Genomic DNA, 11861 nt, shown 5'->3' on the forward strand with positions numbered 1-11861 from the left:
AGCCACCCGCCAGCCGGACTCCAGCACCCCCGACCCCACCGCCTCACTACCCTCACCCCATGCGCGCAGTCCAGGTCGTCACGCCCACCGGTCCCGCCGACGTCGAGGTCCGCGAGGTCGACGCGCCCGTCCCCGGCCACGGCGACGTGCTCGTCGAGGTGCACAGCGTCGGGGTGGCGTTCCCCGACCTGCTGCTCAGCCGCGGGGAGTACCAGCTCAAGCCCGAGCCGCCCTTCACCCTCGGCGTCGACTTCGCCGGCGTGGTCCTCGACCCCGGCTCGCCGGAGTCGAGCGGCTTCACCGTCGGCCAGCGCGTGGCGGGCGTCAACCTCCACGGCGGCGCGGCCGAGCAGGTCGCCAACCCGGCGATCTTCACCTTCGCGCTGCCCGACGAGCTGTCGTACGACGAGGGCGCGGCGCTGCCGATGAACTACCTCACCGCCCTCTTCGCGCTCGAGGAGCGCGGGGGCCTGCGCAGTCGCGAGACGGTCCTCGTGCACGGCGCGGCGGGCGGTGTCGGGACCGCGACCCTCCAGGTGGCCAAGGGCCTCGGCGCGCGCACCATCGCCGTGGTCAGCACCGAGGAGAAGGCGGACTTCGCCCGGGCGGCCGGCGCCGACGAGACGATCGTCGGCCCCGACTTCAAGGACGCGGTCAAGGAGCTGACCGGCGGCAAGGGCGTCGACGTCGTGCTGGACGTGGTCGGCGGCGCCGCGTTCACCGACTCGCTGCGCTGCCTGGCCGAGCAGGGCCGCGTGCTCGTCGTCGGCTTCGCCGCCGGCCAGGGCATCCCCGAGGTCAAGGTCAACCGGCTGCTGCTGGGCAACACCGACGTCCGCGGCGTCGGCTGGGGTGCCTACGCGATGACCCGCCCCGGCTACATGCAGCGGCAGTGGCACCGCCTCGCGCCGATGATCGAGGCCGGCACGGTCCGGCCGCCGATCGGCGCGACGTACGAGCTCGCCGACTTCGGGCGGGCGCTCGTCGACATGGACGAGCGCCGCACCCTCGGCAAGTCGGTCGTGCGCGTGCGCTGAGCCCGGCCGGCCCGGGCGCCTGCCTACCGCTTGACCTTCACCACGTCCCTGCCGCTGCCGTAGCCGTCCTCGACGGCGACGAAGGACACCTTGCCCGCCCTGCGGGGCGTCACCCGCATGGTGCACCGGCCCCTGGCGTTCGTCGTGCACGAGTCCCCGCCGCCCGTCACCCTGGCACCCTTCACCGCGTCACCGGCGTCGGTCACCTTCACCCTGACCGATCCCGTCCGGCTCCGCCGGAGCCCGCCCGAGGCAGACAGCGAGAGGCCCGGCTCGACCGTCCGCAGCGAGACCCGCCGCGTGGTGACGTCGTTGACCAGCACGGTGCCCTGGTCCAACGAGGCGTCCACGGCGATCCGCCAGAGGTCCGCGCCCGAGCCGGGTCGGCCGAGGCTCTGCACCGCACCGAAGCCGAGGCCGCTGGGACCCGAGCGAGCGGCGTGGACCTCGTCGGACCCGTCCACCCACGCGAGCCAGAGGCGCCCGGTGCTTCCCGTGTCGAGCGCGACCTGGTCGACGTCGTCCGACCGGATCCTCCGGACGCCGCCACCGACCTGCCACACCGAGACAGCGTCGGCGGTGGGATAGCCGGTCTTGTAGGCGACGACGACGCCGCCACCGGGCCGGGCCACCGCCGCGACCGTCTGGTCGGGGTTGAGCGAGCTGCCGCCGGTCGTCGATCCCGGCGCCTTCAGCACCGGCCCGGGCGTGGGGTGGACCTGCTGGGCGAAGATCCCCTCGGACGCCTCGCTGGCACCGTCGACGTACGTCACCATCCACACGGTGTCGCCGCTGTTCACGAGCTGGGTGTGCCAGTAGTAGCCGCCCGCACCGGCGCTCGCGACGCCGTCCGGCGCCGCGGCCGAGGCGGTGGCCGGGTCGGTCGTGTCGATCGTGCCGACGCGGTAGTGGGTCTCTCTGTTGAGCGACGCCGCGGTCACCGCGGTGCCGTCGGACAGCGTCGTGGCGCCGGTGCCGTAGCCGGAGTAGGCGTAGTCGAAGCGGGTCAGCGCGCGCGGCTGCAGGCTCCAGGCGGACCCGGACGCGTCGCTCACCGTGTCGTAGGCGTGGCCCTGCGAGTAGAAGTTGGCGGTGTCGGTGTCCTGCAGGCCGCTGAACACCAGTCGCAGGCCCCCCGTCGGCGTCCGCAGCAGCTTGGGGTTGTGCACGAGCGTCGCCCAGGTACCCACCGGCTTGCTGCGGGCGAGGACCGACCCGGAGGCGGCGATCGCGGCGTGCTCGAGCTCGTCGGCCGACCCCACGTCCTGCTGGTAGACCGCGTGCAGCACCCCGTCCGCGGTGCGCGCGAGGGTGATCTCGGAGAGCGTGTCGACCGCGCCCGAGGAGACGGTCCGCCAGCCGCCCGTCACCCTCGCATCGGGCGTACGACGGTCGGCTGCCGCGTCGGCGGCCCCGAGGGCGGGTGACAGGGCGGCGGGTGACAGGGCGGCGGCTGCGAGCCCGCCGGAGGTGAGCAGCGCGAGCGCGCGGGTGCGTGTGGACATGGGTTCCTCCCCCGATGAGTGGTGGTCCTGAGTCCACCCTCGCCGCGCCGCTCGGGCTTGCCACGGGTGCAGGCTCCCGGTCTGGACGGGACACTGCCCCGGGTGCGTGGGTGAAGGGGCTGGGCGGACGGGGTTAGGGTCGGGCGCGTGACGATCCTCGACGCCGCCCGCGAGGGCATGAACCCCGACATCCGCCCCCAGGACGACCTCTTCGGCCACGTCAACGGCCACTGGCTGGACGAGACCGAGATTCCGTCCGACAAGTCGAGCTGGGGCGCGTTCATCGCGCTCGCGGACGCTGCCGAGGAGCACGTGCGCGACATCATCACCGAGCTCGCCGACCGTCCCGCCGACGGGCTCGACGAGGACGAGCGCAAGATCGGCGACCTGTTCGCCTCCTTCATGGACACCGAGACCATCGCCGCCAAGGGCCTGGACCCCGTCCGCGGCCTGCTCGACCGAGCGCACCGCATCAGCGACCTCACCGACCTCGCGGCCTTCTTCGGCATGTTCGAGCGCATCGGCGGCGGCGGCCTGTTCGGGTCCTACATCACCCCCGACCGCGTCGACGCCTCGCGCAACATCGTCTACCTCGCCCAGGGCGGGCTCGGGCTGCCCGACGAGTCCTACTACCGCGACGACAAGTTCGCCGACATCCGCGCCAAGTACGTCGACTACCTGACGACGCTGCTCACCCTCAGCGAGCACCCCGACCCGTCGACCGCGGCGGCCGCCGTCCTGGCCTACGAGACCCGGCTGGCCGAGGGCCACTGGGAGGCCGCCGAGACGCGCGACGTCCAGAAGACCACCAACCACAAGAGCCTCGACGAGCTCCGCGAGCTGTGCCCCGCCTTCGACTGGGTCACCTACGTCACCGGCCTCGGCGGCACCGAGGAGACGCTGCGGACCTCGATCGTGATGCAGCCCGACTTCTTCTCCCACCTGTCCACGGTGCTCGAGGAGACCCCGATCGAGACGTGGCGCGACATCGTCCACGTCCGCGTCGTGCGCAGCTCCGCGGCCTACCTCCCCGACGAGTTCGTGCAGGCCAACTTCGACTTCTACGGCCGCACCCTCAACGGCACCCCGGAGCTGCGCGCCCGCTGGAAGCGCGGCGTCGACTTCGTGGAGGGCGCCATCGGCGAGGCCGTCGGCCGCGTCTACGTCGAGCGCCACTTCCCGCCCCGCTCGAAGCAGATGATGGACGAGCTCGTCGCCAACCTCGTCACCGCCTACCGCCGCTCCATCGAGGCGCTGGACTGGATGGGCGAGGACACCAAGCAGAAGGCGTACGACAAGCTCGACCGCTTCTACCCCAAGATCGGCTACCCGACGGAGTTCCGCGACTACTCCGCCCTCGTGATCAGTGCCGACGACCTGCTCGGCAACGTGGCGTCCGCGTCGGCGTTCGAGACCGACCGGCAGCTCGAGAAGGTCGGCCAGCCCGTCGACCGCGACGAGTGGCTGATGCTGCCCCAGACGGTCAACGCCTACTACCACCCGGGCACCAACGAGATCTGCTTCCCCGCCGCGATCCTGCAGCCGCCGTTCTTCAGCCCCGACGCCGAGGAGGCCGAGAACTACGGCGGCATCGGCGCGGTCATCGGCCACGAGATCGGCCACGGTTTCGACGACCAGGGCGCGCAGTACGACGGCGACGGCAACCTGCACGACTGGTGGACCGCCGACGACAAGTCGGCCTTCGAGGCCAAGTCGCAGGCGCTGATCGCGCAGTACGACGCCTTCGAGCCGCGCAACCTGCCCGGCGAGCACGTCAACGGCAGCCTCACCGTCGGCGAGAACATCGGCGACCTCGGCGGCCTGACCATCGCCCACAAGGCGTTCATGATCAGCCGGGGCGGCGAGGCCTCGGTCGAGGACCGCCGCACGCTGTTCCTCAACTGGGCCCACGTGTGGCGCACCAAGCGCCGCAAGGAGCAGGAGCTGCAGTACCTCACCATCGACCCCCACAGCCCGGCCGAGTTCCGCGCCAACATCGTGCGCAACCTCGACGAGTACCACGAGGTGTTCGAGACCCAGCCCGGCGACGGGCTGTGGCTGGAGCCGGAGGGGCGCGTCCGGATCTGGTGACGGAGGGCGGCGCCACCGCCCGTCGCGGCGCCGATTTCCGCCAACCGGCGCCACAGGCGGTTGAATGGGCGCCGTGACGCTGCCGGGGCACGACCAGTCCAGCTATCGGCTCCGCCTGGAGTGGGGACCGACGGGCGCGGAGGCGGTCCCGGCCGACTATGCCGTCGTGGTCGACGTGCTGTCGTTCACCACCACGCTCAACGTCGCGGTCGAGCGGGGCATCGAGGTGTTCCCGTTCCGGTGGCGCGACTCCCGCGCCGCGGAGCACGCCGTACGACACGGCGCGACTCTCGCGGTCGGCCGGTTCGAGGCGCTGTCGCGCGGCGACGCGCGCCACGTCTCGCTCTCCCCGGCCAGCCTGTCGGAGGTCGAGGGCGTCCAGCGCCTGGTCCTGCCCTCGCCCAACGGCTCGAGCATCGCCTTCGCCCTCGCGGCCTCCGGTGCGCAGGTCGTGGGCGCGTGCCTGCGCAACGCCGGCGCGGTGGCCCGGTGGCTGGCGCCCAAGGTGTCCGACGGCGCCAGCGTGGTCGTCGTACCCGCGGGCGAGCGGTGGTACGACGACACGCTCCGGCCCGCGGTGGAGGACCTGTGGGGAGCGGGTGCGGTCCTCGCGGCGCTCGACGCGGAGGCCGAGGCCGGTGCCAGCCCCGAGGCGCGGATGGCCATGGCGGCCTGGGAGGCCGCGCTGCTGCCGCTGGACCTGCTGCAGTGCGCGAGCGGACGGGAGCTCGCCGAGGCCGGCTTCGAGGCCGACGTCGAGATCGCGGCGCAGCACGACGCCAGCGAGGTCGTGCCCGTGCTGGTCGGCGAGTCGTTCCGCGACGCCACCGAGCTGGACCCGCCCACCCCGCGCCTGCGCCGGATCTAGCCTCAGACGGCGCCTTCCCGTCACGGAGGGCCGCACGTCGGGAGGGTGTCGACCGTCGGTGGGGAGCCCTAGTGTGACGGTGACCACACTCGGGTGGTCACCTGTCTCGGAGGTCCTCGATGAAGCGCACGTCCTCCCGGCTCGCGGTGCTCGGTGCCGCACTCGCCGGTCTGCTCACCCCGCTCCTGGCCACACCCGCCCAAGCGGCGGCCCCCGTCTACGTCGCCCTCGGCGACTCCTACGCCTCGGGCACCGGCACCCGGTCCTACATCGGCGACGGCACCACCTGCCAGCGCTCCACCCGCGCCTACCCGAGCCTGATCGCCGCGGCCCGCGGCTACGCGCTCAACTTCCGTGCCTGCTCGGGCGCCCGGATCGCGGACGTCACCGCGACCCAGCTCAGCGCGCTCACCCCGGCGACGACCTACGTCACGATCTCCGTCGGCGGCAACGACGCGGGCTTCGCCGACGTGCTGACCACCTGCGCGCTGCCCGGCTGGATGAGCAACTGCACCGGTGCCATCAACACCGCGCAGTCCTACATCAGCTCCACGCTCCCGACGCAGCTCGCCGGCCTCTACGCCGACATCCGCGGCCGGGCGCCCGCCGCCAAGGTCGTCGTGGTCGGCTACCCCCGCGTGTTCATGGGGGAGGACTGCAACGCCTTCACGTGGTTCTCGCCCACCGAGCAGGCGCGGCTCAACCAGACCGCCGACCTGCTCAACAGCAGGACGGCGGCGGCCGCGGCCGCCAGTGGCTTCTCCTTCGCCGACCCGACCGTTGCCTTCACCGGGCACGCGGTCTGCGACGACCCGGAATACCTCAACGGTCTCTCCAGCCCGGTCACGGAGAGCTACCACCCCAACACGCTCGGGCACTCCGCCGGCTACACGCCCGTGGTCAGCTCCGTCGTCGGCCCGGCGCTCGCCGTGACCGGCCGGGTGCGCGCGGCGTCCGACGCCTCCGCCGCCGACCAGGCCGCCCTCCAGCGTCAGTACGCCGCCGCGGACCGTCGCATCGAGCCCGAGCGCTTCGTCCGTCCCGACCTCACCACCCCGGAGGCCCGTCGGGCCGCGCGCCGGGCCGGCATCGACCTCGACCGGTTCCTCGCTCGCAGCAGGGGTCGCTGACCCCGGCGGCACCCGCCTGTGGATGCGGCCCGCACGTCGTCGGTGCCGGTTGGTAGACAGGGGGCATGACCACCGCCCCTGCCGTCACCGACGACGTACGCCGCACCGCCCGCGAGGACGCCGAGCGCCACCTGCGTGCCCTGGTGGGCCGAGACGACGCGGTGCTCCGCGAGGACCAGTGGGACGCCATCGAGGCCCTCGCCGTCGACCGCCGTCGCGCGCTGGTCGTGCAGCGCACCGGCTGGGGCAAGTCGGCGGTCTACTTCGTGGCCACCAAGCTGCTGCGCCAGGGCGGCGCCGGCCCGACGGTCATCGTGAGCCCGCTCCTGGCGCTGATGCGCAACCAGATCGCCGCCGCCGAGCGCGCCGGCATCCGGGCGGTCACCATCAACTCGACCAACATCGACCAGTGGCAGCCGATCAACGACCAGATCAACGCCGGCGACGTCGACGTCCTGCTCGTCAGCCCGGAGCGGCTCAACAATCCCGGCTTCCGCGACGAGGTGCTGCCGCGCCTCGCCGCCACCTGCGGCCTGCTGGTGGTCGACGAGGCCCACTGCATCTCCGACTGGGGCCACGACTTCCGCCCCGACTACCGCCGCTTGCGCACGCTCCTGGCCGAGCTGCCGTCGGGCATCCCGGTGCTCGCCACGACCGCGACCGCCAACGCCCGCGTCACCGACGACGTCGCCGAGCAGCTGGGGGTGCACGCCGACGGCGTGGGTGACTCCGACGCCAGCGTGCTGGTCCAGCGCGGCACCCTCGACCGCGAGTCGCTGCGCCTCGGCGTCGTACGCCTCTCGGCGCCGCAGCAGCGCCTCGCCTGGCTCGCCGACCACCTCGCGGAGCAGCCCGGCTCCGGCATCGTCTACTGCCTCACCGTCGCCGCGACGCAGGAGGTCGCGGGCTACCTCCGCGACCGTGGCCTCGAGGTCGCGGCCTACTCCGGTCAGACCGAGGCCGACGAGCGGCACGCCCTCGAGCAGGCGCTGGTCGAGGGCCGGGTCAAGGCGCTCGTCGCGACCAGCGCCCTGGGCATGGGCTTCGACGCCAGCCTCGGCTTCGTGGTCAACCTCGGCGCACCGGCGTCGCCGGTGGCCTACTACCAGCAGGTCGGCCGAGCCGGTCGCGGCACCGACGAGGCGACTGTCGTCCTGCTGCCGCAGGTGGAGGACCGCGACATCTGGGCCTACTTCGCCTCCCTCGGCTTCCCCCGCGAGGAGCAGGTGCGCGAGACGCTGGCCGCCCTCGCCGAGTCCGACCGCCCGCTGTCGACGGCCACCATCGAGACCCGCGTCGAGCTCGGCCGCAACCGGCTCGAGTCGATGCTCAAGGTGCTCGACGTCGACGGGGCCGTGCAGCGCGTGCAGGGCGGCTGGGTGGCGACCGGCAGGCCCTGGGCCTACGACGCCGAGCGCTACGCCCGGGTGGCCGAGGCCCGCGAGCGCGAGCAGCAGGCGATGCTCGGCTACCTCTCGACCACCGAGTGCCGCATGCGCTACCTCCGCGAGCAGCTCGACGACCCCGACGCCGCCGACTGCGGGCGATGCGACAACTGCGGGGGCCTGTCCCTCTCGACCGAGGTCAGCGAGGCGGCCGTCGCCGAGGCGGACGCCCGCCTCGCGCGACCCGGGGTCGTCGTCGAGCCGCGGCGCATGTGGCCGACCGCCCTCGCCAACCTCGGCCTCGACCTCAAGGGCAAGATCGCCGCGGGTGCCGAGCCCGGCAGGGCCGTCGCCCGGCTGACCGACCTCGGTCACGGCCAGGCCCTCCGGGCGCTCTTCCGCGAGGACACCCCCGACGGGCCCGTGCCGCCGGGCCTCGCGCAGGCCGTCATGGACGTGATGAAGGACTGGTCGCCCGAGTGGCGCTCGCGCCCCGACGCGATCGTCGTCGTCGAGTCCGCGACCCGCCCCACGCTCACCCGCGACCTCGCCGACGGCCTCGCGCGCGTCATGCAGATCCCGGTCGTCGGCACGTGGGCGATCCGCGACGGCTCCGTCCCGCCGAGGGCAGGCCAGTCCAACTCCGCCCAGCGCGTGGCAGCCGTACGCCGTCGCGGCGGCCTCGACGCCCAGGTGCCGCCGGGCGCCACCGTGCTGCTCGTCGACGACCAGGTCGCCAGCGGGTGGACGCTGACGGTCGCCGCTGCCGCGATCCGCGACGCCGGCGCCGCCGCCGTGCTGCCGCTCGTCCTGGCGACGCAGGGCTGACCGCCGGGCGCTGGTCGGCTCCGCGGCGCGCGGGAGGGTCGTCGTACCAGGCTTCCGCCTGCTGCGTCATGCGCAGGAGCGGCGGCCGGGCAGCAGGGGGGCGGGAGCGGCACGACCCCGCCCCACGTACGACGACGGCCCGCCCCCCGGAAGGAGGACGGGCCGGTCGTACGACGGGTGGTGCCGGTGGCTCAGTGACCCATCATCGCGGTCGGGTCGACGGGCGCGACCTTCTTGCGGGGCAGGAAGGCGGCCGGGATGAGGCAGCACGCGACCAGGACCGTGGCGACGATGAAGACCGTCGCGAACGCGTCGGCCATGTCGGTCGGCACCTGGGCGAGCACGGCGTCGAGCTGGCCGGGCGTGAGCCCGAACTGCTCCAGCACCGCGGCGACCGCGGTCTGGTCCTCACCCGCCTCACGCACCGCGCCGGCGACGGCGACGGACTCCTTGCCTTTGAGCTCGTTGGTGAGGATCACCGAGAAGAGCGCGGTGCCCATCGAGGCGGCGACCTGCTGGGTGATGTTGAGCAGCGTCGAGCCGCGGGCCACGTTGTGCGCGGTCAGCGTCGCGAGCGCGGCGGTCATGATCGGCATCATCGTGCCGCCCATGCCGAGGCCCATGATGAAGAGGGCGCCGAGGATGAAGGTGTAGGACGTGTCGGCGCTGATCTGGGTGAACATCGCCATGCCGATGGTGATCACGGTGATGCCGGTCATCACGATCTTCCCGGGGCCGATCTTGTCGGCCAGGATGCCGGCGATCGGCATGGTGATCATCGCGCCGATGCCCTGCGGGGCGAGCAGCAGACCGGCGCCGAGGGCGTCCTCGCCGCGGACCTGGATGAAGTAGAGCGGGAAGAGCAGCGAGGCGCCGAAGAAGGCGATCGCGAACAGCATCATCGCCAGCACCGCGACCGTCATGTTGCGGTTCTTGAACAGGCGCAGCTCGACGAGCGGGTGGATGTTGCGGCGGTTGAGCGCCCACGGGACGAACGCGGCGATGAGCAGGATGCCGAGGACCATCGGGACGAGCACCCGGGCGGCCATGGCGGTGCCCTCCTCCGGGATGGAGCTGATGCCGTAGAGGAAGGCGGCGAGGCCGGGGGACAGCAGCAGCATGCCCAGCCAGTCGAACGTCTCGGACGGCTCGACCGAGTCCTTCGGCAGGACGATCCAGGCGTAGACGATCGCGGCGATGCCGATCGGCAGGTTGATGAGGAAGATCCAGTGCCACGAGGCGCTGTCGATCAGGGCGCCGCCGAGGATGGGACCGAAGATCGGGCCGAGCAGCATCGGGATGCCGAGGACGGCCATCACGCGACCGACCCGCTCGGGACCGGCGGCGCGGGTCAGGATCGTCATGCCGAGCGGCATCAGCATGCCGCCGCCGAGGCCCTGGAGGACGCGGTAGAGGACGAGCAGCTCGAGCGAGGTGGCCGTCGCGCACAGCACGGAGCCGGCGGTGAAGAGCAGCACGGCCAGCAGGTAGAGGCGCTTGGTGCCGAAGCGGTCGGCGGCCCAGCCGGTCAGCGGGATGACGCTGGCGAGGGCCAGGGTGTAGCCGGTCATCGTCCATGCGACCTCGGCCGCCGTGGCGTCGAACTCGCGCTGGAAGGTCTCCAGCGCGACCGAGACGACGGTGATGTCGAGGATCGACATGATGGCGCCGAGGACGACGACGCCGGCCACCATCAGCACGCTCTTGTCGAGCTTGTCGGAGCTGTCGGGCTGGATCCCGCCGGACTGGATCTGGGTGTCTGTCACGGGGACAACGGTATTGGTTGCGTGCGACAACGACGCAATTGTTTTCGCGGTGGCCTGCATCACCCCTGGGTGGGCGTGGCGGGGGTCCCGTCGAGGTCCTCGATGCGGGCGAGGCTGGGTCCGCGGCGCTCCTGGAGGTCGTCGGCGCGGTCCTCGACCTCGCGCATCACCCGCAGCGTGTTGCGGCACGTCAGCCGGGCCAGGTCGCCCTCCGACCAGCCGCGGTCGGCGAGCCCGGACAGCAGCGCGGGGTAGGTGGAGACGTCCTCCAGGCCGACCGGCAGCTCATCGCACCCGTCGTAGTCGCCGCCGAGGCCGACGTGGTCGATGCCGGCCACCTCGCGCACGTGCTCGCAGTGCGCCACGACGTCGGCGAGCGTGGCCGTCGGCCGCGGGTGCTCGAGGGCCCACCCGTCCTCGAAGGCGGTGAACCGGGTGCCGTCGGACTCCGGGATCCCCTCGGCCGCCGCCGCCGCGACGAGCTCCCGGTGGGCGTCCGCGCAGGCGGCGTTCACGAACCGCGGCACGAAGGTCACCATGCACACGCCGCCGCCGCGGGCCATCGCCTCGAGCACGTCGTCGGGGACGTTGCGCGGGCTGTCGGTGACCGCACGCGCCGAGCTGTGGCTGAACACGACCGGCGCCTCCGCCACCTCCAGCGCCGCGCGCATCGTGTCGGCCGAGACGTGGGAGAGGTCGACCATGATCCCGATCCGGTTCATCTCCCGCACGACCTCGCGGCCGAAGGCGGTCAGGCCTCCGGCGACCGGGGCGTCGGTGGCCGAGTCGGCCCACGGCGTGTTGGCGTTGTGGGTGAGCGTCAGGTAGCGCACGCCGAGCGTGTGCAGCGCCCGCAGGGTGCCGAGCGAGGAGGCGATCGAGTGCCCGCCCTCGACGCCGACCAGGGAGGCGATCCGGTCCGTCGCCCACGCCTGCTCGACCTCGTCGGCGGTCGTCGCCCACGCGAGCTGGTCGGCGTACGTGCTGGTGAGGAGGCGGGCGGCGTCGACCTGCTCGAGCGTGGCGCTGACGGCCGCGTCGCCGGTGAGCCGGCAGGGGACGTACGCCGACCAGAACTGCGCGCCGACGCCACCGGCGCGCATCCGCGGGAGGTCGGTGTGGGTGGGGGTGCCGCCGGCGCCGACGTCGAGGCGGGTGAAGTCGTACGCCGTCGCCTCGCGCGCCGCCCAGAGGAGGTCGTTGTGCCCGTCGATGACCGGGTGGGCGGCCAGCAGGCCCGAGACGTCCATG

The 11861-nt window shown here is 73.0% G+C and carries 8 protein-coding genes; 5 read left to right on the forward strand and 3 right to left on the reverse strand.

Going from position 1 to position 11861, the window contains the following annotated elements:
- The first annotated feature begins 59 nt into the window (after window positions 1-59).
- Window positions 60-1037, forward strand: a complete 978-nt coding sequence (locus SHK17_RS00415) for an NADPH:quinone oxidoreductase family protein (RefSeq protein WP_322920710.1) — start codon at window positions 60-62, stop codon at window positions 1035-1037.
- A 23-nt stretch (window positions 1038-1060) separates the two neighbouring features.
- On the opposite strand, the gene SHK17_RS00420 is transcribed toward SHK17_RS00415, so the two are convergent.
- Window positions 1061-2542 carry a hypothetical protein gene (locus SHK17_RS00420; protein WP_322920711.1) on the reverse strand — a complete coding sequence of 494 codons (1482 nt, stop codon included), beginning with the start codon at window positions 2540-2542 and terminating at the stop codon, window positions 1061-1063.
- A 147-nt stretch (window positions 2543-2689) separates the two neighbouring features.
- Between SHK17_RS00420 and SHK17_RS00425 the strand changes: the two genes are divergently transcribed.
- The 4 genes from SHK17_RS00425 to SHK17_RS00440 all read left to right on the forward strand — a co-directional run bounded on the left by SHK17_RS00425 (window position 2690) and on the right by SHK17_RS00440 (window position 8844).
- Window positions 2690-4633 (forward strand): M13 family metallopeptidase, encoded by a 1944-nt coding sequence (locus tag SHK17_RS00425; protein WP_322920712.1) that lies wholly within the window; start codon window positions 2690-2692, stop codon window positions 4631-4633.
- Between the two features lie 73 nt (window positions 4634-4706).
- The gene (locus tag SHK17_RS00430) at window positions 4707-5501 is read left to right on the forward strand and encodes a 2-phosphosulfolactate phosphatase (RefSeq protein WP_322920713.1); all 795 of its coding nucleotides are present in this window, start codon (window positions 4707-4709) and stop codon (window positions 5499-5501) included.
- Window positions 5502-5620: 119 nt separating this feature from the next.
- Window positions 5621-6631, forward strand: a complete 1011-nt coding sequence (locus tag SHK17_RS00435; protein WP_322920714.1) for an SGNH/GDSL hydrolase family protein — start codon at window positions 5621-5623, stop codon at window positions 6629-6631.
- A gap of 65 nt (window positions 6632-6696) precedes the next feature.
- Window positions 6697-8844, forward strand: coding sequence for a RecQ family ATP-dependent DNA helicase (locus SHK17_RS00440; protein ID WP_172268512.1), 2148 nt, complete (start codon window positions 6697-6699; stop codon window positions 8842-8844).
- Between the two features lie 191 nt (window positions 8845-9035).
- Here the strand turns inward: SHK17_RS00440 and SHK17_RS00445 are convergent, their stop codons facing one another.
- Window positions 9036-10538: a DHA2 family efflux MFS transporter permease subunit gene (locus SHK17_RS00445; protein ID WP_253943271.1), complete on the reverse strand. Its 1503-nt coding sequence runs from the start codon at window positions 10536-10538 to the stop codon at window positions 9036-9038.
- 131 nt (window positions 10539-10669) lie between these two features.
- On the reverse strand, window positions 10670-11860 hold the full coding sequence (locus SHK17_RS00450) for a dipeptidase (RefSeq protein ID WP_322920715.1): 1191 nt from the start codon (window positions 11858-11860) through the stop codon (window positions 10670-10672).
- Between the last annotated feature and the right edge of the window lies 1 nt (window position 11861).

It is taken from the genome of Nocardioides renjunii (assembly GCF_034661175.1).
In the GTDB taxonomy this organism is placed as follows: Bacteria; Actinomycetota; Actinomycetes; order Propionibacteriales; family Nocardioidaceae; genus Nocardioides; species Nocardioides renjunii.

Coding starts and splice junctions, on each gene's coding strand:
- SHK17_RS00445 (WP_253943271.1), bottom strand. CDS start 10,538: ATGGTGGCCGGCGTCGTCGTCCTCGGCGCCATCATGTCGATCCTCGAC.
- SHK17_RS00435 (WP_322920714.1), top strand. CDS start 5,621: ATGAAGCGCACGTCCTCCCGGCTCGCGGTGCTCGGTGCCGCACTCGCC.
- SHK17_RS00440 (WP_172268512.1), top strand. CDS start 6,697: ATGACCACCGCCCCTGCCGTCACCGACGACGTACGCCGCACCGCCCGC.
- SHK17_RS00450 (WP_322920715.1), bottom strand. CDS start 11,860: ATGGACGTCTCGGGCCTGCTGGCCGCCCACCCGGTCATCGACGGGCAC.
- SHK17_RS00415 (WP_322920710.1), top strand. CDS start 60: ATGCGCGCAGTCCAGGTCGTCACGCCCACCGGTCCCGCCGACGTCGAG.
- SHK17_RS00420 (WP_322920711.1), bottom strand. CDS start 2,542: ATGTCCACACGCACCCGCGCGCTCGCGCTGCTCACCTCCGGCGGGCTC.